General features: G+C 69.0%; 19 protein-coding genes. 12 read left to right on the plus strand and 7 right to left on the minus strand.

Annotated elements, in window-relative coordinates; all coding sequences use genetic code 11:
- Nucleotides 1-190: 190 nt before the first annotated feature.
- The 4 genes from AB0B45_RS47350 (at nucleotide 191) to AB0B45_RS47365 (ending at nucleotide 1,609) form a co-directional block, all read left to right on the plus strand.
- On the plus strand, nucleotides 191-496 hold the full coding sequence (locus tag AB0B45_RS47350; protein WP_358144923.1) for a hypothetical protein: 306 nt from the start codon (nucleotides 191-193) through the stop codon (nucleotides 494-496).
- Nucleotides 493-819, plus strand: coding sequence for a hypothetical protein (locus AB0B45_RS47355; protein ID WP_358144925.1), 327 nt, complete (start codon nucleotides 493-495; stop codon nucleotides 817-819). The genes AB0B45_RS47350 and AB0B45_RS47355 overlap by 4 nt, the downstream gene beginning before the upstream one ends.
- A 110-nt stretch (nucleotides 820-929) precedes the next feature.
- On the plus strand, nucleotides 930-1,403 hold the full coding sequence (locus AB0B45_RS47360; RefSeq protein ID WP_358144928.1) for a hypothetical protein: 474 nt from the start codon (nucleotides 930-932) through the stop codon (nucleotides 1,401-1,403).
- 11 nt (nucleotides 1,404-1,414) lie between these two features.
- Nucleotides 1,415-1,609, plus strand: a complete 195-nt coding sequence (locus AB0B45_RS47365) for a hypothetical protein (RefSeq protein ID WP_358144930.1) — start codon at nucleotides 1,415-1,417, stop codon at nucleotides 1,607-1,609.
- A 76-nt stretch (nucleotides 1,610-1,685) separates the two neighbouring features.
- On the opposite strand, the gene AB0B45_RS47370 is transcribed toward AB0B45_RS47365, so the two are convergent.
- A complete protein-coding gene (locus AB0B45_RS47370) occupies nucleotides 1,686-1,895 on the minus strand; it encodes a hypothetical protein (protein WP_358144931.1) in 210 nt (69 codons plus the stop codon).
- A 306-nt stretch (nucleotides 1,896-2,201) separates the two neighbouring features.
- On the opposite strand from AB0B45_RS47370, the gene AB0B45_RS47375 reads away from it, so the two are divergent.
- On the plus strand, nucleotides 2,202-2,483 hold the full coding sequence (locus AB0B45_RS47375) for a transposase (protein ID WP_358144933.1): 282 nt from the start codon (nucleotides 2,202-2,204) through the stop codon (nucleotides 2,481-2,483).
- Nucleotides 2,464-2,793 (plus strand): transcriptional regulator, encoded by a 330-nt coding sequence (locus AB0B45_RS47380; protein WP_358144935.1) that lies wholly within the window; start codon nucleotides 2,464-2,466, stop codon nucleotides 2,791-2,793. Before AB0B45_RS47375 ends, AB0B45_RS47380 begins: the two co-directional genes overlap by 20 nt.
- A 261-nt stretch (nucleotides 2,794-3,054) precedes the next feature.
- On the opposite strand, the gene AB0B45_RS47385 is transcribed toward AB0B45_RS47380, so the two are convergent.
- From AB0B45_RS47385 to AB0B45_RS47395, 3 genes are all read right to left on the minus strand, one after another.
- Nucleotides 3,055-3,606, minus strand: a complete 552-nt coding sequence (locus AB0B45_RS47385) for a hypothetical protein (RefSeq protein WP_358144937.1) — start codon at nucleotides 3,604-3,606, stop codon at nucleotides 3,055-3,057.
- A 9-nt stretch (nucleotides 3,607-3,615) separates the two neighbouring features.
- Entirely contained in the window at nucleotides 3,616-3,750 is a 135-nt protein-coding gene (locus tag AB0B45_RS47390; protein ID WP_358144939.1) for a hypothetical protein, read from the minus strand.
- Nucleotides 3,751-4,031: 281 nt separating this feature from the next.
- On the minus strand, nucleotides 4,032-5,222 hold the full coding sequence (locus AB0B45_RS47395; RefSeq protein ID WP_358144941.1) for an ROK family transcriptional regulator: 1,191 nt from the start codon (nucleotides 5,220-5,222) through the stop codon (nucleotides 4,032-4,034).
- 128 nt (nucleotides 5,223-5,350) lie between these two features.
- On the opposite strand from AB0B45_RS47395, the gene AB0B45_RS47400 reads away from it, so the two are divergent.
- Nucleotides 5,351-8,899: an alpha-N-acetylglucosaminidase TIM-barrel domain-containing protein gene (locus AB0B45_RS47400; RefSeq protein ID WP_358144943.1), complete on the plus strand. Its 3,549-nt coding sequence runs from the start codon at nucleotides 5,351-5,353 to the stop codon at nucleotides 8,897-8,899.
- A gap of 721 nt (nucleotides 8,900-9,620) precedes the next feature.
- Nucleotides 9,621-11,432, plus strand: a complete 1,812-nt coding sequence (locus tag AB0B45_RS47405; protein WP_358144945.1) for a BTAD domain-containing putative transcriptional regulator — start codon at nucleotides 9,621-9,623, stop codon at nucleotides 11,430-11,432.
- Here the strand turns inward: AB0B45_RS47405 and AB0B45_RS47410 are convergent.
- The gene (locus AB0B45_RS47410; protein WP_358144947.1) at nucleotides 11,422-12,258 is read right to left on the minus strand and encodes a DUF4344 domain-containing metallopeptidase; all 837 of its coding nucleotides are present in this window, start codon (nucleotides 12,256-12,258) and stop codon (nucleotides 11,422-11,424) included. The two genes, AB0B45_RS47405 and AB0B45_RS47410, sit on opposite strands and share 11 nt — an antisense overlap.
- Nucleotides 12,259-12,406: 148 nt before the next feature.
- Nucleotides 12,407-14,215 carry a BTAD domain-containing putative transcriptional regulator gene (locus AB0B45_RS47415; protein ID WP_358144949.1) on the minus strand — a complete coding sequence of 603 codons (1,809 nt, stop codon included), beginning with the start codon at nucleotides 14,213-14,215 and terminating at the stop codon, nucleotides 12,407-12,409.
- A 129-nt stretch (nucleotides 14,216-14,344) separates the two neighbouring features.
- On the opposite strand from AB0B45_RS47415, the gene AB0B45_RS47420 reads away from it, so the two are divergent.
- The 3 genes from AB0B45_RS47420 (at nucleotide 14,345) to AB0B45_RS47430 (ending at nucleotide 18,195) form a co-directional block, all read left to right on the plus strand.
- A complete protein-coding gene (locus tag AB0B45_RS47420; RefSeq protein WP_358144951.1) occupies nucleotides 14,345-16,261 on the plus strand; it encodes an NB-ARC domain-containing protein in 1,917 nt (638 codons plus the stop codon).
- A gap of 92 nt (nucleotides 16,262-16,353) precedes the next feature.
- On the plus strand, nucleotides 16,354-16,731 hold the full coding sequence (locus AB0B45_RS47425) for a hypothetical protein (RefSeq protein ID WP_358144953.1): 378 nt from the start codon (nucleotides 16,354-16,356) through the stop codon (nucleotides 16,729-16,731).
- A gap of 9 nt (nucleotides 16,732-16,740) precedes the next feature.
- A complete protein-coding gene (locus AB0B45_RS47430; protein WP_358144955.1) occupies nucleotides 16,741-18,195 on the plus strand; it encodes an FAD-binding oxidoreductase in 1,455 nt (484 codons plus the stop codon).
- Nucleotides 18,196-18,212: 17 nt separating this feature from the next.
- On the opposite strand, the gene AB0B45_RS47435 is transcribed toward AB0B45_RS47430, so the two are convergent.
- Nucleotides 18,213-18,515, minus strand: a complete 303-nt coding sequence (locus AB0B45_RS47435; protein ID WP_358144956.1) for a hypothetical protein — start codon at nucleotides 18,513-18,515, stop codon at nucleotides 18,213-18,215.
- Between the two features lie 641 nt (nucleotides 18,516-19,156).
- On the opposite strand from AB0B45_RS47435, the gene AB0B45_RS47440 reads away from it, so the two are divergent.
- Complete coding sequence (locus AB0B45_RS47440) at nucleotides 19,157-20,113, plus strand: hypothetical protein (protein WP_358144957.1); 957 nt, start codon at nucleotides 19,157-19,159, stop codon at nucleotides 20,111-20,113.
- Nucleotides 20,114-20,115: the final 2 nt, after the last annotated feature.

The following is a 20,115-nucleotide window of genomic DNA, read 5'->3' on the forward strand; positions in this document are numbered from 1 at the left end:
CCAGGCAACTCGCCGACCAGCTTGGTTGGTTGGAAGCCGACGGCTCGGCCGCCGACCTGCCTTTGGGGCCGGGGGCGCGGGCGGTCATCAGCCGTGGCGATGGCAAGCCATAGAAGTGGGCTGACCTGGGCGTTTCGAGCTTCGTCTTCGGGGCAGTCGTGATCTCGACAAGCAGATCTGGAGGCGTCACATGACCACCGAGACTCTGATCTGGGTGGCCGTCGTCGTGGTAGTGGTGGTGGCTATCGCCGCAGTCGCATATCTCGTGCTGCGGCATCAGCGCCGTGGCCGCCTCCGCGAACGGTTCGGCCCTGAATACGAACGCACGCTGGCCGAGCAGGAGAACAGGGGCGCGGCCGAACAGGAGTTGCGCGCCCGTGAGGAGCGCGTCGCTGAGCTCGACATTCGTCCGCTGGAGCCCGAGAGTCGACGGACCTATGCCGTGGCTGGACGGAGGTGCAGAAGCGTTTCGTCGATGCGCCTGGTTTCGCGGTGACGGAGGCCGACCAACTGGTGACCTCGGTCATGGCCGAGCGTGGCTACCCGATCGAGGACTTCGAGCAGCGGGTGTCCGACCTTTCGGTGGGGCACGGCGACACTCTCGACCAGTACCGGCAAGCCCATGAGATCAGTGGCCGTGCGGCCGCGAAGAAGGCCTCGACGGAGGAGTTGCGCCAGGCGATGATGCACTACCGCTCCCTGTTCGAGGAGCTCGTCGGGGAGTCGCCGGCGAACGACCGCGCCTCCCGCCGCGATCCGGCGACGGGCCGCGATGACCATGACGAAGGCAGCTCCCGTCGCGATCCCGGAGGACGGTGACGACATGGACCCGCGCAAGCACGAAGACGAAGACCTGCGAACGCCGCGGCAGCACGAAGAAGCGGTGAACAAGGACGACGTCCCAGCGACGGGCCCTGGCCCTTCGCACGGTGGAACGGGAACAGGCCCGCAGGGATGCCCCCGACTCGATGGAGGAGCCGACGGGCCAGGAGACCCATAGTTCGACCGACCCCCACGTAGTGTCCCAGGACAGGCGGTCCACGGACCCCGACGCCGCCACCGGCGACGTGCCGGTCGAGCCCAAACCCGCCCCAGCCCGAGAACATGCCGTACCCCAGCAGAGCCCCGCCCTGTTCGACCAGGACCTTGAGCAGGCGCACACGCGCTGGCGAGACCTGCAGACCACGTTCGTGGACGACCCGCGCAAGTCGATGGAGCAGGCGGACGAGCTGGTCGAAGAGATCGTCGCCACGCTCACCAGCTCGCTGACCACGCGCACGAGCGAGTTGCGCGACCGGTGGAAGAACACCGACCAACGCGACACCGAGCAGCTCAGGCTGACTCTTCGCGACTACCGGGCCACGCTCGAACGACTGCTCGCGCTGTCGGGCTCCCAGAAATGAGGTGAGGTGACATGCTCGCCATCGTGGCAGCGATCATCTTCGGACTCGGCTTCCTGCTTGAACTGCTGGGCATCGACATCCCGGGCGGGATCAGCGGCGTGACGGTCATGCTGCTCGGCCTGTGCCTGCTGGCCCTGCACCAGGCGGGAATCGGCGCGGGCAGCACCGGCGGCCTCCTCGGCGGCTCGCGCCGTACACGACGCTGACGGCCTTGGGGAGGGTGCTCCAGGAACGCCCGTCATGGTCACGCTTCCACACCACGCTGAAACCTCGACGAGGAGGTCATCCCACTGCTGGAGGTTCAGCCCTGCCGCCCTTGCGGAACGACGTGTAATGTCGATCAACATCTGGCGCTGCCGCTCCCGGGTCGCTCGCGTATTCCTCGAACCAGGCGCGTAGGGCGGTGGCGGTTTGCCAGGTCAGCTCGCAGGTGGGCTGGAGGATGAGCGTGCCGGCGTCCGGTGTGGTGATCAGCTTCAGCGTGTCGCTCATGCAGGGGCCCTCCACCCACCGGGATGAGGTCTCATTTGCCCCAGCGCGACCATCGGAAACGGGGCCTGAGTGGGCGTTTGATCCCGTTAGGTGATGGATCGCCCGCTAGGCCCGCCTTCTCGCGCGCCGTATTTGTGTGCTTTCAGCGGATATCGGTACGGCGGCATTCGATGAGCAGCCCGCTGCATGCCGATCTCCTCCCGGAAGATCCTGTCTCGTCCCAAGACGCCGGACATGTCACCGTATGCGATTGAAGGTTAACGCTAAGGTCTGGTCAGGAGGTCTGATCCGCGGTACCCCGGAAACGTGACCGAACAGCGACCGTACCCCAGCGACCTGTCCGACGCACGGTGGGCACTCGTCGAGCCCGTGCTGAGCGCCTGGCGCGCCGACCGCCGCGGCAGAGGTCTCGACATCGGCCGCCCCTGCGAGCACGATCTGCGCGCCATCATGAACGCCATCCTCTACGTCGACCGCACCGGCATCCCCTGGCGCTACCTTCCACACGAATACCCGCCCTGGCTGCCCGTGGTCCGCAGGATCATCACGTCGATTGCGCTGCAGGCTTATGGACCCGCAGTTCGATGAGTTCCTGCACGTACCCGCGCGGTTGTCGGTAGTCGCGGTGCTGGCACCGGCCGACTGGGTCGACTTCGGCTTCCTCAGGGACGCGATCGGCACCAGCGACTCTGCGCTGTCCAAGCAGGTCTCCGCATTGTCCGGCGCCGGGTACGTGGAGGTGCACAAGGGGCAGGACAAGCGGGCGCGGCGCACCTACGTGCGGCTCACTCCTGAGGGGCGGCAGGCGTTCCAGCGGCACGCTGCGGCGCTGGAGCGCATCGTCGCGCTCTCCCGGATGCCGGCGCCGGATGGGGAGCCCCCGGCGGGACCCGGGTGATCGCACGAAACCCCTGCCGGTGGTCAGACTCGTCCCCATGACCGAGACCGAGTCACCGTGAAGCCATCCTCGGGGGCCTCATCCATGAGTACCAGATCGCCAGCTGAGGCTTCCGAGAAACTCAGAGCCGTCATCAGCAACGGCGACCTCGACACCTACTGGACCTACCACCTCGACCGCGAACACCACCGCATTCATTTCGCCCATCACCAGGACAGGAGGAATACGCACTCACTACTTGATCGCTCAGGTCAGTGAGATCTAGCCGCACCCGTCTCGAAGACGCGCGGAGAAGCGTTCTGTGAGCGGCTCGTAGTCGCGCTCGGGGAACAGGACCGGCAATGCGTCGAGCATGTTCTCAATTCGATCGCGCACGCGCTCGAACTCTTCATTACCCAGCGGCGCCCGGGTGAACAAGAACTGCCAGCCGAAGGCGCCCTTGGTCAGCTGAAGCATCTCCAGGTACTCACGGTAGCCAACGTCCATCTTCCAGGCGCCATAGCGAGGCTCGGCCACCCACCAGATTTCGGGTTCGCCCCCATCTGGAAGCAGCCGCAGTGCGGCGTAGTGACCCGTACCCGTGATGGGGTGCTCATCGATAATGCGCAGCTGCGATGACCGGAAAAGCTCCTTGCCCTCCCACGACTCGATCCACTCCTCTTCCTGCCTCGGGCTGACTGCCCGCGCGATGTGGGTGAGGTAGAACTCGCCGTTGACGAACGGCCCTTCACCCTTCCACTGGCGCCCCAGTTCCCGAAAGCGCAGACCACACTGCTCCAGTGCGGCGGGCGCCTTGACCTCCTGCTCGCCCACGAGAGCCGCCTACGAGGCGGCGACATCGGTGAAACCCGTGTCGAGCTCACCCTGCAAGGCGTAAAGGATCTTGATCCGGGGATGGTTGTCCAGGTCGCCGCAGATCTTGCGCCAGCCGGCCTCGTACGCCGTCAGTTCCGCCATCACGCACCGTCCAACACTCGGTGATCATCCAGCCGCCCGAAAGGGTACAAGGCGGCAAACATCACCGCGGCCTGATCCACAACCTTCCGGCTAACCTGTCCCTACAGGAGAGCCGCACCCGTCCCGGATCCCATCACCGATCCAGCCGGATTGGCCGACCTCAATGTGCGCCGACGAGACCGGCTTGGCGGAGTCCTCCACGAATACCGACATGCCGCTGGAGCTTTCGGCAGGCGCAAGGTCATACGACCATCCTGGACGCGGGTGCCCCGGCAGGGCGCCTATGGGTCGTCCGAAAGGCGATGGATCCGTTCGTCGACCGAAGACAGGGCCCGGATGGCGGCGCCGAGGGCCACGGTGTCCTCGCCCAAGCGCGACAGGGCGAGACGCGGCTCGACCAGGAGGCGTGCGGCCAGGTGCCCGTTCAGCAGGTGAAGCAGCGGTTCGCCCGCGGTCGCGACCTCGCCGCCGATGACCACGAGTTCGGGGTCGAGCAGGAGCAGAAGAGCGGCCAGCCCTGCGGCGAACCGGCCCGTGACACGCTCGCACAGCGCCTGCGCGACGGCGTCCCCCTGCGCCGCCCACTCGAACAGGACCCTGGCGATGTCGTCGCGTCCGGCGGCGAGCAGATGCGCGTGGAGCGGGGACCCTGGATCCGTGGAGGCCAGGGCCAGCTCACGGATGGCGCCGGTTCCCACGAGGCGCTCGAAGCTGCCCAGCCCGTCGCGCGCCGGGGCGGGGGGCCGGTCCGGCTCTCCCGTCACATCCAGGAAGCCCAGCTCGCCCGCGGCTGAGGCGGCCCCTCGGTACGGCCGGCCGTCGATCATGATTCCGGTGCCCACCCGCTCGCCCCACGTCACGTAGGCGAAAGTGGCGTGCCCGGAGGCGGCGCCGAGCGAGCGCTCGGCCAGCGCGGCCAGGGTGACGTCGTTGTCGATCAAGACGGGACAGCGGAAGCGCTGACGCAGTACGGAGGTCACCGGCAGGCCCGCCCAGTCCGCGATGCTGGGGGCCACCCTGATCGCCCCGTCCGCGTCGATGACCCCCGGCGTTCCCGCCGCGATCGCCCAGAGCCCGTCCCCGTCCACCCCTGCCGATCTCGCGCACCAGTCGATGGCGTCGGCCGCGGCCCGGACGATCGCCGCGCCCGAGGCGGGGGCCGCGACGGTCCGGGCCGCCACCGGCGTGCCCGACAGGTCGGTGAGCACCGTGTGGATGCTGCGCGGGTCTATGCCGACTCCGGCGACGTAGCCGAGTTCGGGCCGGAAGCGCACCTGCTGGGCGGGTCGGCCGAGGCCGGCGCCCCGGGCTTCCAGCCACTCCACCAGCCCGACGCGGGCCAGGTCGGAGACGGCCCGGGTCACCGCCGGGCGGGACAGGTCGGTCCGTTCGATCAGCGTCGCCACCGTCGCGGCTTCCGGGACGGCGCGCACGGCGTTCAGGACGATCCTGCGGTTGATCTGACGCAGCACGCCCGGGCTTCTCGCTGACTCGCCCGATCTCATGCGATCACTATCTCACCGTGACCCCTTGACCCGTATGGCTTCCCGCCAAATACTTACGAACGATTCGTAAATATTTGGCACGAAAGCAGACGCCCATGATGCGCAAGATCGCCGCGTCACTCCTCACCCCCACGCTGCTCTTAGCCGCGTTCGTCCCCCGGGCGAGCGCCAAGACGACCTGGGACACCGCGCCCGTCGAGGCGGCCCTGACTCGGCTCCTGCCAGACAGGCTGGCCAAGAAGGTTGAGCTCATCCCCCTGGAGAGCACCGGCCAGGATCAGTTCAGGATCAACCGGCACGGCAGCAAGGTGCGCATCTCCGCCACTGGCCCCAACGCCATGATGTCCGGTGTCAACACTTATCTGGACCGGGTCGCGGGAGTCGACGTCTCCTGGAACGGCGACTCCCTCGACCATCTGCCCGCCAAGAAGCTGCCGCTGCCCCAGGGCGAGATCCTGCAGAGCGCGAACGTCAAGAACCGGTTCGCGCTCAACGACACCGACGACGGCTACACCGGCGCCTACCGAACCTGGGAGGACTGGGAGCGGGAGATCGACGTGCTGGCGCTGCACGGGGTGAATCAGGCGTTCGTTCCCGTGGGCGCCGAGGCCGTCTACCTCGACACGTTCATGAAGTTCGGCTACTCGGAGGCCGAACTGCTGAGCTGGATCCCGCAGCCGTCGCACCAACCGTGGTGGCTGCTGCAGAACATGTGCTGCTACCCCGCCGCCGTCACGCGCGACCTGGTCGACAAGCGCGCGGCCCTGGGCAGGCGCATCGCCGACCGGATGCGGGAACTGGGCATCACCCCCGTGCTGCCGGGTTACTTCGGCACCGTCCCGCCGGGCTTCGCCACCAAGGTGAGCGGTGCGCACGTCGTGCCGCAGGGCGGCTGGGTCGGCTTCAAGCGCCCCGACTGGCTGGCCCCCACCTCGGCCCCGTTCGCCGAGGTCGCCCAGACGTTCTACGCGAGCTCCGCCACCCGGTTCGGCGCGACGAGCCACTACAAGATGGACCTGCTCCACGAGGGTGGTGTCGCGGGCGATGTCAACGTGCCCGTGGCGAGCAAGGCCGTACAGGATGCGCTGGAGGCCGCCAGGCCCGGTGCGACGTGGGTCCTACTCGGCTGGCAGAACAACCCGCGCCCCGACACCCTCGCAGGCATCGACCGATCCAGGATCCTGATCGTCGACGGCTTGTCCGACCGTTACGCGGGCACCGACCGCAACAAGGACTGGCCCGACAGCACCTACGCCTTCGGCTCCATCTGGAACTTCGGCGGTCACACCACCATGGGGGCCAACATCGGAGTCTGGGAGGAAAGGTTCTGGCGCTGGCGCGCGGCTCCCGGCTCGACCTTGGACGGCATCGCCGTCATGCCCGAGGGCGGCGACAACAACCCGGCGGCCTTCGACTTCCTCACCGGACTCGCCTGGCGGGAGGGCCCCGTCGACGTCGCCCAGTGGTTCGCCGACTGGTCGGCACGCCGGTACGGGGGACCCGACGCCGACGCGGCCAGGGCCTGGACGACCATAGGCAAGACCGCCTACGCGATGCCCGCCGACGGCTCGAGCGAGGCGCAGGACGGCCTGTTCGCCGCCGTGCCCTCACTCGACGCCACCAAGGCCGCGAGATGGTCGCCCTCCTCGATGAGGTACGACGCCAGCGCCTTCGCCGCATCCTTGCCAGCCCTGATGAAGGTGGACCCGAAGCTGCGCGGCAGCTCGGCCTACCGCTACGACCTGGCCGACGTCGCCCGTCAGGTCCTGTCCAACCGGAGCCGCTCGCTGCTGCCCCGGTTGAAGGCCGCCTACACCGCGAAGGACCGCCCGGCTTTCGCCGCGCTCGCGGCCCAGTGGATGGAGCACCTGGAACTCCTGGAGCAACTGGCCGCCACCAACGAGCAGACCATGCTCGGCAGCCTGCTCGCCGACGTCCGCACCTGGTCCGATGACCAGGGGCAGGTTCAGCGCATGGAGCAGGCAGCGCGCACGCTGCTCACCGTCTGGGGCGACAGACCGGGCTTCAACGCGGGGCTCGGCGACTACGCCAACCGCGAGTGGGCCGGGCTGGTCGGCGGCTACTACGCGCCCCGCTGGAAGAAGTACCTGGAGGAGTTGTCGGCCGCGCTGGCCGAGAATCGCGCGCCCAAGTCCTTCGACTGGTACCAGAACGGCGCCGACTGGGCCGCCACACCGACGTCCCTGCCCTCCACTCCCCGCGGCGACGTCCACAAGGTGGCCTCACGGGTGCTCGACCTGCTGCGCGCCGACCCCGAGCCGCTTCAGGCGCGAGCCACACTGATCCCCTCCGCCCTGCCCGACGGGGCCACCGCCGTCCTCCAGGCGACCGTCCGCAACCCCGATCCCCTCACCGCAGGCGACGAGACCGTGGTGAGCTTCGAGACCCAGCAGGGCAGTGGCGTGTCCGTCGAACCGGCGCAGAGACGGGTCGGCGTGCTCGCGCCCGGTGCCGAGGCGCCCGTCTCCGTCCAGGTCTCGGCCACGGGAGCAGCGGACACCATCGTCTCCACCCTCACCCTCGTCATCACCTCCACCCGGTCGGGCAAGGCGGAGCGGGTCACCGTACCGGTCAGGGTCATGCGGTCGGGACCGGTCTCCGCCCCCGACAAGACCGTCACCACCAACACGGCCCAGTTCGGCCGCGCGGGTGACAAGTACGCCATCGAGGGAGGCGGCAGCGACCTCTGGGGCGGGACCAACCACTTCGGCGCGATCTACCGCGACGACGTGCTGGCCCCGGCCACGATGGTCAGCACGCGGGTGACCGCGCAGGACAACACCGGCCCATGGGCCCGAGCCGGGCTGATCGCCCGTACCGACCTGGGTACGGCGAGCGGCGCGGGCTACGTCAACATCGCGCTCACTCCGGGACAGGGCTGCGTGTTCTCCTGGGACAACGACAACAACGGCAGCTTCGACCGCTACACCGCCCTGAGCGCGATCAAGGCTCCTGCTTTCGTACGGCTGGCGCGAACCGGAGACACCGTGACCGGATCCTGCAGCAGCGACGGCAAGACCTGGACCGAGGCCGGATCGGCGCCCGCTCCGGCGGACGTCGCGCTGGACGCAGGTCTGTTCATGACCGCGACCAACGGCGGCTCGCAAGCTCGGGGCATCGTCGAGTTCGCCGGATTCCAGGTCGGCGTCGTCGAGGGGCCGCAGGCGCCCGCCCCCGGCGAGCACCACCTCAGCGACCTGCCCTGGGTGTCCTCGACCGGTGGCGTTGGCCCCTGGGAACGGGACCGGCACAACGGCGAGTCGGCGGCCGGTGACGGTGGCGCCATCTCCCTGGGCGGCGTCGCCTACGCCAAGGGGTTGGGCTCCAACGCCGACGCGCGGCTGGAACTGCACCTGGGCGGCGCCTGCACCCGGTTCGTCTCCGCCGTCGGCATCGACGACTCGATGAACAAGCCCGGAGCCGAGGGCGACGTCGTGGTGCGCGTCGAGGGTGACGGGAAGCCGCTACTGACCAGCGATGTCCTCAAGGGCGGCGGCCAGCCGCTGGCCGTCGACCTGGACGTCACCGGTGTGCGCCGACTGGTCCTGGTGGTCTCCAAGTACGACGTGAACAACTGGTGGGACCGCACGAGCTGGGGTGGCGCCCGGGTCATCTGCGGCTGAACCCCCTGGCTGCCCGCACGGCCGAGCCGTACGGGCAGCAGCACGTTTTGTCAGGGGTAAAGGTCCCAAGGTCGCTGCGTCCACGGTCCGGGAGATCCTCAAGCAGGAGGGTCTTGATCCGGCACCCGAGCGGGCGTCCATCACGTGGGCCGCCTTCCTGCGCTCGCAGGTCCCGGGCCTTCGATCGCCCCAGCCACGTGCGGTGCCCAACTCTCACCTGGCGATCGTGAGGGGTGCATCCGTACGGCGGCACTGCAAAGCGGACCGAACCGAGCGCAACATGGGGACGCAGGTGGCTTGAACTCCTCCAAGAACGAGCCCATCGCGATAGCCTGCTCGCCGCACGGCGGAAGCGACCCCACACGCCGCGAACAGCTCTTCTACATCTCAGGTCAACCGGTCCCTACGAAGCCCCGTAGCAGTGCGCGGGCTTCGTGAGGCTGGTTACGTCCACACGGTCGCGGTCCCGGAGCGGAGTACGGCTCGGCGGAGCCGCACGCGCTCACATGAGCCAGAGCGCCACGCCAGCGGCCAGTGCGACGTAGCCGCCGAGCGCGTCGATGAAAATCTTGCGCCCGGTCCCGCTGGTCAGCAGCCAATCCGAGGCTAGGCGCTGGGCGATCGACGGATCGTTGATTCTTCGTCTATGAAATGTCTACCGGCCCCCCTCACCATGGCCTCCGTTCAGATCGGAACCGTTGGGGGGTCAACAATGCGGCCGATGCGTTTCGGCGTGCTCGGAACTGTCGAGGTGTGGCGGGGGGATGATCGCCTGGATGTGGGCACGCCACGCAGCAGGGCGGTTCTCGCCCGGCTACTGCTGTCGCCCGGGAGGGTCATTCCCGTCGACCAGCTGATAGACGATCTTTGGGAGGGTAGCCCGCCACCGCAGGCGCTGTCCTCATTGCGTACGTTCATCTGCCGGCTACGTCGCGTGGTCGAGCCGCCCGCCCAGGAACCTGGCCGGCCGTCCGTGCTGATCACCGAGCCGCGCGGCTACGTCCTGCGTGTGGACGAGGCGGCACTCGACTCGGCCATGTTCGAGCGGCTGCTGCAGCAGGCGAGAGTGGCCGCCGATCCACGTACCGCCCTCGGTCTGGTCGACGAGGCACTCGGCCTGTGGCGCGGTCCGGCCTACGCCGAGTTCGCGCACACCCTGTGGGCACGGGGAGAGGTGACCAGGCTGCAGGAACTCCAGCTCGGGGCGACGGAACGCAGACTCGACACCCTGCTCGCCCTGGGCCGGCACGCCGAGGCCGTACCCGAGCTGGAAGCGCACGCGCGCGCCCAACCCACCCGCGAGGAGGGCTGGCGGCTGCTCGCTCTGGGCCTCTATCGCTCGTCCAGGCAGGGCGATGCCCTTGCCGCACTGGGCGAGGCACGTCGCTATCTGGCCGAGGAGCTGGGTGTCGACCCCGGGCCTGAGCTGCGCAAACTCGAGGCGGATATCCTCTCGCAGACCTCAGAGCTCGACCTGCCACCAGCACCGGTGGAGACCAGGAAGCCGGTCACCCGCCTACGCTGCCTCGGTCGGGACGATCAGCTCGCGGCCGCTGGAGCGGCCATGGCCGCCGCCGAGTCCGGCACGGGCGGCAGCCTGCTCTTCGACGGCGTGCCGGGTGTCGGCAAGACCCAGCTGCTGAGGGGGGTGGAGGCACTGGCTGACATGCGCGGATTCCAGGTGGTGTGGGCGCAGGCGCACCCGCTTGAGCGCGAGTACGACTACGGCCTGGCCCGGCAGATCTTCGAGCCGATCCTGTACTGCCTGCCGGCGCAGGAGCGGCAGCAACTGCTCAGCGGGACGGTCGAGCCCGCGGCCGACATCGTCTGGCACAACCGGCCGTCGTCGGGTGGTCCTGACGCACTGCACGCGCTCTACCGGCTTGCCGTGCGGCTCGCGGAGCGTGTACCGCTGCTGATCGCCATCGATGACCTGCAGTGGTGCGACCCCGGCTCGTTGCGCTGGCTGGCCTACCTGGCCAGGCGCATCGAGCGGGTACCCCTCCTGGTCGCCGCGACCAGGGCGACCGGCGTCCCGGCCGGCGACGATCAGCTGCTCGAGTCGCTTTGCTCGCTCTTCAGCCTCGTGCGCCTGGGTGGTCTGCCCGGCGAGGCGGCGGCGGCCCTCGCCGCCGAGCTGTTCGGGGCGGAACCGGAGCCCGCGTTCATCGCCTCGTGCCTGCGTGAGACGGGCGGCAACACGTTTCTGCTCACCGAGCACATGAAGGCGCAGGGCGCGGGGAAGCGGTCCACCTCCATCGAGCGGTGGGTGGCCGGCCAGCTGCGCCACGCGGGTCCAGGGGCCGCCGCGCTGGCCAGGGCGGTCGCGACGCTCGACCACGCGGCTGAGTTCCACGCTGTGGCCGACCTGGCCGGTCTGCCGGACAGCCAGGCGGCCGCCGCCCTGTCGGCGCTGGTCGGCATGGGAATCCTGGGTGACCTGTCGCCGCTGCGGTTCAACCAGCCTGTCGTACGGCAGGCCGTACTCGAAGGCGTGCGGGCCGGTGTTCCGCAGTTCGCCCTCAGTCCTTGAGGTGCGGCTCCAGTAGCTTCAACCATGAGTTGGAGAGCTTTTCGTACTCGGCTGGGCACTTCGCGGCCCGCTCCTCCGGCAACCCGTCCTGCCCGACCCAGTCGGCGTAGGCCTTGGGGTCGGAGCCGTACATCCAGCACATGTAGTTGAACGCCCGCTGCTCGTCCATCGAGTGCTCGTCATAGAACGGGAGCGCGGCCCGGTCCTGGTCGCCGGCCGACGCGAAATAGTAGTTGATCGTCTGGACGCTCAAGGAAACGTCGTCGCTCTGGGACATCATGAACGCGGACAACTGGTCGGCCGCGTCGTCCTCCTTGCCGAGGGCGGGGAGGCCGTAGATATCGATCACGGCGTGGCCGAGTTCGTGGTACAGCGTGTCGACGAGGTTGGCCCGGCCGTGCTCGTTGTTCTCCTCCTCGGACTCGGCCTTGTCGCGGTACCGGGTGAAGCCGTCGGCCACGAGCTCGTAGCACATTGTGATCTTCTTCTCGTCCGGGCTGTAGTAGGCGTTCACCTCGTCGCACTGCTCACCGGCCAATGTGACGTCGTGCGGCAGGATGAGCATCTCGCTGAGGCTGTCGGCGAAGCTTTCGAGTACCTTGCTCGACTTCAGCAGCTCCAGTCCCTCGGTGGCGACGTCGGTGTCTGTCTTGCCGTACTTGGCGATGAACTTTCCCGCGGATTCGGTCGCCTTGGGGGCGTCCTCTTTGGCCGCCGCCGGTGTGTCCGTTTTGGCCGCCGCCGGTGTGTCCGTGCTGCCACAGGCGGACAGCATGGTGGCGATGAGCAGCACGCCGGCGCCCATCGTGAGCTGATTCCACTTCATCAGGAGTCTCCAGGTCGAGGTTGACCTCTGGATCCTGCAGCCACGATCTTGATGATTGATGGACGGACGGTCTCCGGGATCCGCGTGGATTACCGGCGGCTCCGTCAATGTGCCGTCAATCGGGTGTCGACGAGGATGGCCCATCGTCTCAGGTCATGACCAATGGGGTCGTTCCGTCGGATTGTTCGGAGAGGTTTCGCCCGTAGAGCCACAGCAGCTCGTGGAAGCGATAGCGGCCCGAGCTGGGCGAGTCGAGCATGCCCAGGTCGACGAGGCTCTCGACGATCTCCTCCGCGTCGAGCACCTCAAGGCCGAGGACGGCCGCCGCGACAGGCAGCGAGAACGAGGTGGTCTTGAGGTTCGCGAGCAGTCTGAAGGCGCGTGCCTGCGCCGCGTCGAGCCGCTCGTAGCCGAGCTGGAAGGTCGCCTCGACGGTCATGGTGCCGAACCGCAGCTCAGACAGGCGTCTTCGCTCGTCGGCCAGCCTCCCGACCAGGGAGGAGGTCGTCCACAGCGGCCTGGAGACCAGCCGGGAGGCCGCGATGCGCACCGCGAGCGGCAGGAACCCGCACAGGACGACCGCGTTCTCCGCCGCCTCCGGCTCGGTGACGACCCGCTCTTCCCCCACGATCCTGGTGAACAGCCGCACGGCGTCGCGGGATTTGAGCACGTCGAGGTCGACTCTGCGCGTGGTCGGCAGCCCCGCGGGCTTAGCCCTGCTCGTCACCAGGACGGCGCAGCCTCCCGTTCCCGGAAGGAGGGGCCTGACCTGCGTGTCGTCCACGGCGTTGTCCAGGATGACGAGCATTCTGCGGTTCACCATGAGGCTGCGGAAGAGTGCCGCCCGCTGTGTCGGGTCGTCGGGGATGTCCAGATCAGGATGGCCGAGCGCGCACAGGAACTCGCGCAGCGCCGCGGTGGGTTCGACGGGCCGGCCTCCGGTTCCGCACAGGTCGATGTAGAGCTGGCCGTCGGGGAACGCGTCGCTGAGCAGGTGAGCGACGTGGATCGCCAGGGCCGTCTTGCCCACGCCGCCCTTGCCGGAGAGGCTCACCACGGTGGTCGCCTGCCCGGAGCCGGACTTCAGCACCTCGGTGAGCAGGGCGACTTCCTCGTCCCTGCCGGTGAAGTCGGACAGGTCGGCGGGCAGCTGGGCCACCCGCGGGAGTGCCTCTTCTTCGTGGCGGACCGGTGACGGCCTCGGGTCGGATCTGAGGTCGAGCCGGGCGGGCAGCAGCTCGGGGTCCGACGTGAGCATGCGTTGATGCAGTTCCCTGAGCTCGCCTCCCGGGTCGATGCCGAGTTCCTCGGCGAGCAGTCGCCTGGTGCGGTCGAAGACCTCCAGCGCTTCCGCCTGCCGTCCGCAACGGTACAGAGCCAGCATCAGCAGACCGCTCAGCGACTCCCGCAGGGGGTGCGCGGCAGACAGCACGGCCAGGTCTGCCACGGCCTCCGTGGCCCGCCCGAGCTCGATGTCCAGTTCGAGCTTGACCTGCAGGGCGCTCAGGCGGCGGTCGCCGAGCCTGTCGCGCTGAGCTTCGGCGTACGGCCCGGCCGTGCCGTCCATGGCGTCGCCCTGCCACAGCCCGAGGGCCGCTGCCAGCAGCGCGCGGGCGCGAGTGAGGTCGCCTTCCGCGCGGGCTTTCTCGGCCTCGGCGTACCTCTCTTCGAAGACCGACACGTCCAGCGCGCCCTTGGGGACGGACATGGCGTAGCCGGTGCCCACGGAGACGACCATGCCGGGCCTCGACCTGTCGGCTTCCAGCACCTTCCGCAGCCGGTAGGCGTAGGTCCGCAGGGTGCTGAGGGCGCGCAATGGCGGGTCCTGTCCCCAGATCGCGGCGATGAGCGCGTCGCAGCTGATCGCCCTGCCCTCGTGGAGAAGGAGGGCGCCGAGCACCGCACGCTGCTGTGGCGAGCCGAGGTTGAGCTCCTTGTCGCCTTGCCAGGCCCGCACTGGACCTAGTACCGAGAAGTACAACCTATGAGATCGTTCCATACCGCGCCTTCGGAATATTCGTACGAATGATAGCTATTTGCTCTGTTCGGCGACTCGTTGTGGATCAGGTTTGGGGTGGGTTTCACGGTGTTGCGGCCAGCACAGTTACCGGCTGACATCCCTGACTTCACCGGCAGAAAGGAGCTGATCGCCCAGCTGGCGGAGCGGCTCACCATCAGCCCGGGCAACGCGCTGACCGTGGTGGCCGTCTCGGGGGCGGGCGGGATCGGCAAGACCACGCTGGCGCTCCACGTGGCGCATGCCGTACGAGCCGCGTTCCCGGACGGGCAGCTCTATGCGAGCCTGCGCGGCGCAGGAGCCGCACCCCTGCGGCCCGAAGACGTGCTCGCCGACTTCCTGCGGGCGCTCGGCCTCAGCGCCAGGGAGATCCCCTCGGGGGTCCACGAGCGGACCGCGCGGCTGCGGTCGGTGCTGTCGGGACGGCGGGTGCTGATCCTGCTCGACGACGCCACGGACGCTGGTCAGGTCGCGCCCCTGATGCCCGGAGCCGCCACCTGCGCGGTGCTGGTGACCAGCAGGTCGTGGCTGGGCGACCTGCCAGGTGCTCACCAGGAGGGGCTCGGCCTGTTCCGCCGGGGAGAGGCGCTGGAGTTGCTGGCTCGCGTCGCGGGGGCGGAGCGGGTCGCCGCCCAGCCCGCGGAAGCGGTCAAGCTGGTCGAGTCCTGCGGCCTGCTGCCGCTGGCCGTACGGATCGTGGCGGCGCGACTGGCCGCGCGGCCGGGCATGAGCGTGGAGGTGCTGGCGAGGCGGCTCGTCGACGAGCGGCGCAGGCTCGCCGAGCTCAAGATCGGCCGCGATGCGGTGGAGTCGTGCTTCGCACTCGGTTACGAGCCGCTCGACGCCGATCACGCCAGGGCGTTCCGGCTGCTGGCGCTGATGGACGGACCTGACCTGTCCGTCGCCGCCGCGGCGGCCGTCCTGGATGTGGGCCAGGCAGAAGCCGAGGACCTCTGCGAGTCGCTCGTCGATCTGAGCCTGCTGGAGTCGCGAGGGCCCGCCCGCTACCGCTACCACGATCTGGTCCGCCTGTACGCCAGAGGGCTCGCCGAGCAGGTGGACCCGGCGAACGAACGGACGGCTGCACTCGACCGGCTGCTTGACCACTACCTGGCGGGAATCAGAGGAGTCTGCCGGGTCTCGCTCCCTGGGTTCGTCCATCAGGCCGGGCACCAGGGCCCTGAGCTGACCTTCGCCGACGCGCCCGCGGCCCGCGCCTGGGTACGCGCGGAGCAGGCCAACGTCAGCGCGGCGGTCGAGCAGGCGGGGCGTTCGGGAACCCGCGTCCTCTCAGAAGAGGTGCCGCTGCTGGCAGAGGTGACGGGTTTCGCTGAGATCGACGACCGGCTCATCCTCGGCGCCGTCCTGCACGCGCTGGGGCTGGGCGCGCTCCGGGTGCGCGGCGTCGACGAGGCGATCAGCCTGCTGTCGGCGGCGCTGGCCGTCGCGGAGGCGCAGCACAGCCCTCGGCTGGCGGCCAGCGCCCACGGCCTGCTGGCCATGGCGCTGGGCGACGCCGGCTTCGTCGGCGAGGCCAGGGCCCACGTGACGCGGGGGCTCCGCCTGGCGCACGAGATCGGCGACACCCAGGGGATCGGGGTCAACCACCTGGGCGCCGCGGCGGCGGCGTTCCGTTCGGGCAACATGGAGGAGGCCATCGACAGCCTGCTCAAGAGCGCTCAGGCCTACCGCGAAGGCGGGCTGCCGCTCAGGGCGGCATGGGCGTCCCATCGCCTCATGGACGCCTACCGCGCCCTGGGTCGCCCAGAAGAGGCGGTGAAGGTCGGCGAGGAGGCGCTGCCGCTCTACCAGTCGATGAACGACCCCTTGCTCACCGGCAGGATCCTGAGCCGCCTCGGACAGGCGTGGGCCGACCTCGGGGACCCGGAACGGGCCCTGCGCTGCTGGAAGGAGGCCGACGTGATCCTCGGCCCCTACGACATGGCCGAGGGGCGCGCCGTTCGCCGCCATCTCGGGATCGCCTGACTGCAGGACGAGCGTTCACCGGTTGATGATCGGCTGTCTATGGCCTCGGTGAAAGCTGTCGTGACCCATAGCGACAGCACGGAGGAAAAGACATGTCCTGGAACAAAATCGCCCTTAGCGTCTCCGCTCTCACTTTCCTGACCCTGGGTACGGCGGCCTGCGGCTCGGGAGGCGAGACCGCCGCCGTGGCCGACACCAAGGGGTGCAAGGAGATGCAAGCCGTCATGGCGACCGCGGTGACCGAGCTCCAGAGCAAGGCCGGGGACCTCGAGGCGATGAAGCAGCTCTACAGCGACAACGCACAGAAGATCAAGGCCCTGGACGTCGACGAGAAGGCCAAGGAGGCCCAGAGCGCGGTTGTCTCCCTTTACGAGGAGCTGGCCGGGATCAGCGCGCCAGAAGAGGCGGACGAGTACACCGACCAGGCCAGTGCGACCGTGTCGAAGCTGAACTCCGCCTGCGCCGCCTGAGGGAAAACGATGTTGAGCAGACGATCCATCATCAAGGGCGCGGGAGCCGCGGTCGTGGGGAGCGCGTCGGCGGCCCACGCCGCCCACGATCCCGGCGACCGCCTCGCGACCAGGCTCAGGTCAGCGGTGAAGGGCACCGTACTGTTCCCTCGCGACCCCGGCTTCGCGGCGGAACACGCTGGCTACAACCGCGTCGTCCAGCACGCCCCCAAGGCGGTCGTGGTGCCCGCCGACGCCGGCGACATCCGCACCGCCGTCCGTTTGGCCGGCCTTCTCGGGCTGCCCGTCGCCGTGCAGGCCACCGGCCACGGCATCAGCGCCGCCGCCGACGGCGGGATCCTGATCAACACCCGGCGGCTGACCTCGGTGACGATAGACCCGGTCAAACGCGTCGCCAAGGTCGCGGCCGGCACCAGGATGCGGACGCTCGTCGAGGCCGCCGCGGCGCACGGCCTGGCGACGATCAACGGTTCCTCGCTCGACGTGGGCGCGGTGGGCTACACGCTGGGCGGAGGGCTCGGCCCGCTCGGCCGCAAGTACGGCTACGCCGCCGACCACGTGCGGGCCATCGACCTGGTCACACCGGGCGGCCGCCCGCTTCGCCTGTCGCCGGACAGGCACGCGGACCTGTTCTGGGCGGTTCGCGGCGCCAAGAGCAACTTCGGGGTGGTCACCGGCATGGAGATCGACCTGGTCGAGGCGGCGACCCTGTACGGCGGTGCGCTCTTCTTCCTCGGAGAGGCGGCCCAGCGGGCGGTCCGCGCCTACCCTGCCTGGGCGGCCGGGCTACCCGACGAGATGACGACCACGCTGGCGTTCATGCGGCTGCCCAAGGCGCCCTCCGTGCCCCCACCCCTTCAGGAGCGGGTGGCGGTGCGCCTGACCGCCGCATACCTCGGGCGGGGCCAAGAGGGCAGGCGGCTGCTCGCGCCGATGCTGGCCGCCGGGCCGGAGCTCGACACCATGGGTGCGCTGCCGTACGAGAAGATCGGGACGATCTCCAATGATCCGTCCGTGGCGCGCCTGCCCGTCTTCGAGCGCACCGGGCTGCTCCGCGCTCTGGACGCCGCAGCCGTGGAGCGGCTGCTGGACCTGGCGGGCCCCGGCGTCAAGCTGCCCTTCGGGGTGATCGAGCTCCGGCAGCTGGGCGGCGCCCTCGCCCGTCCGGCTGCGGTACCCAACGCCATAGGACACAGGGACGCCGAGGCCCTGCTCTTCATGGCGAATCCGGCGCCCGCAGAACAGGCGGGAGCGGTGCAGAAGCAGCAACAGCAGCTGATGGACGGCCTCGAGCCGCACCTCACGGGAGGACTGCCGGCCAACTTCATGAGCAGCGCCGACCTCGCCCCCGAGCAGGTCCGCGCGGCCTACACGCCGGCCGACTACGCGCGTCTGACGCGGCTCAAGCGGGTCCACGACCCACGCAACCTGTTCCGCGTCAACCACAACATCAGGCCGGCGTGACGGCCGTCACGACATCCTCACCTCCAGGAGTGGCCCGGCAGTAGGCAGTACAGCGAGACCGGCGGCACGCGGCCCGCAGCGGGCAGGCCAGCGTGCCCGCCCGCCGCGCCCACCAGAGCAGCGATCTGCTCGGATGAATACAGGAACGGCGGCGTCGTCCGGTCTGCGCGGCGGGGCAGGAGATCCTTCGGCGGGATCTCGGTGCGTTCGTCCAGGACCGCCAGGTGGCGGGCGAAGACCCGCACCACCGTCAGCCGGGCCGCCCACGAGGACGGGTCGGCCTCGGCAGGCAGTGGCCCCCCCGCGCCGCGACTCCGCACCGATGAAGCCGATGAAAGCGGCGGCGTCCAGCCGGTCGAGCCGCAACCGCCCATCCACGACCACCGTCCTGAGGAACCGGCGGGCCATGTCCACGCGCTGACGAGCCGTCCGCTCAGCCGGCCGCCGCTCGCGCAGCATGTAGAGCCGGAAACCTTCGAGTTCCCTCTCGACCGCGTCGAGCTCCTGGTGTTCTTCCGGCGGGACCACTGCCTGCTCGTGCAGGAAGCCGACCAGCCGCCGCAGCGACCGGACGGTCTTCCAACGCCGCCGGCCTTCCGCCCGTCGCACCTGGGCGAACCGCTCGACCTGCCGCGTGGTCAGTTCGGCGGCTGCCAGCCCTTCCGATTCCAACCGGCGGCTCAGGTGCGCCATCACGTACGCGTGATCCTGTGCGGTCCTCGGCGTGAACCCTTCAGCTGCCAGCACCGTCTTGAGCTCGGCTATCTGCCCCGCCGGCGCCTCGTGCAGTGGGAATCGCGACAAGCCCGAACAGGTCCGAGTACGGCGAAGTGGAGGCCGCTCACATCAGGTCTTCCCGAGAGCTCCGATCTCGTATTCCACCCGCGTGGACGCCCGGTGGACGGCGACGTTTATCTCCCGTCAACCAGGTGTAGATGCACACGACCCAATCTCTACTGTCATGACTTATCAGCCCTTTCCGCCAGAACAGGCCCTGGCTCCTCCGCTCTCAGAACCTCCGGCAGCCCCCGAACCGGAGCGGGAAACAGTCAAGGGCAGCGTGCTCGAGGTCTTCGAGAAGATCGGGTCGGTCGCCGTGCCGGTCGCCGTGGGCATGTACGCCATGCTGTATCTGGGGTTGGCCCAGGTCTACATGGTTTTCGGCATCACCCCCGAGCAGGCCGGCCTGGACCAAGCGACGATCTTCGGTCGGCTCATCGGCACGCTGATCGAGCTCTTCCTGGTGGGCTTGCCTGGAGTGGGGTTGCTCGTCGCGCTGGGCTGGCTACTCAACCTGGCCACCCGCGGATCGGTCGGCCGGCTGACGCACAGGCTCCGCGAGCAACCGTGGATCGCGGCCACGGTAGGCGCTCTCATCTCGGTCGTCGCCTACTGGGCCTTCTTCGGCACGCTGTGGGAACTGTCCGGCGGCACTCTCCTGCTGGCCGTCGCACTTGTCGCGGTCTTCGGACTGTTGGTGCCATTTCGCCTGATGCGGAGGCACAACACAGGCCGGGCCGGCATGAAGGTGCTCACCGGTGCGTTGTTCGGCATCGGGCTGGGACTGATACTGGTCGCCCAGATGATCCACGGCGCCGTCGACATCGCCGCCAACGGCAATGGCAACACCCTGCTGCAGATTGTCGGCTTCCAGAATCAGTGGGCCACCGTAGGCGACGGCGACGGCAAGCCGCTGAACAAGGACAACCCGGACGAGAGGTTCCTGCTCCTGGGCGAGAAGGAGGGCGCCTACGTGCTCTACGACTGCGGCAAGCAGGAAACCTTCCGTCGCTCCATCGAGGGCACCACACTAGGCAAGATCGAGTTCGATCCGGACTTCTCTGATCCCGAGACCGGCGAAGTCAAAGCCTGCGGCTACGCGCTGGAGGCGCAGGATTCCGGGACCGGGGAGCAGTAACC

The sequence above is a fragment of the Nonomuraea sp. NPDC049152 genome, from assembly GCF_040648355.1.
Classification (GTDB): Bacteria; Actinomycetota; Actinomycetes; order Streptosporangiales; family Streptosporangiaceae; genus Nonomuraea.

Coding starts and splice junctions, on each gene's coding strand:
- AB0B45_RS47380 (WP_358144935.1), top strand. CDS start 2,464: ATGGACCCGCAGTTCGATGAGTTCCTGCACGTACCCGCGCGGTTGTCG.
- AB0B45_RS47430 (WP_358144955.1), top strand. CDS start 16,741: ATGTTGAGCAGACGATCCATCATCAAGGGCGCGGGAGCCGCGGTCGTG.
- AB0B45_RS47400 (WP_358144943.1), top strand. CDS start 5,351: ATGATGCGCAAGATCGCCGCGTCACTCCTCACCCCCACGCTGCTCTTA.
- AB0B45_RS47365 (WP_358144930.1), top strand. CDS start 1,415: ATGCTCGCCATCGTGGCAGCGATCATCTTCGGACTCGGCTTCCTGCTT.
- AB0B45_RS47350 (WP_358144923.1), top strand. CDS start 191: ATGACCACCGAGACTCTGATCTGGGTGGCCGTCGTCGTGGTAGTGGTG.
- AB0B45_RS47440 (WP_358144957.1), top strand. CDS start 19,157: ATGACTTATCAGCCCTTTCCGCCAGAACAGGCCCTGGCTCCTCCGCTC.
- AB0B45_RS47370 (WP_358144931.1), bottom strand. CDS start 1,895: ATGAGCGACACGCTGAAGCTGATCACCACACCGGACGCCGGCACGCTC.
- AB0B45_RS47410 (WP_358144947.1), bottom strand. CDS start 12,258: ATGAAGTGGAATCAGCTCACGATGGGCGCCGGCGTGCTGCTCATCGCC.
- AB0B45_RS47405 (WP_358144945.1), top strand. CDS start 9,621: ATGCGTTTCGGCGTGCTCGGAACTGTCGAGGTGTGGCGGGGGGATGAT.
- AB0B45_RS47390 (WP_358144939.1), bottom strand. CDS start 3,750: ATGGCGGAACTGACGGCGTACGAGGCCGGCTGGCGCAAGATCTGCGGC.
- AB0B45_RS47425 (WP_358144953.1), top strand. CDS start 16,354: ATGTCCTGGAACAAAATCGCCCTTAGCGTCTCCGCTCTCACTTTCCTG.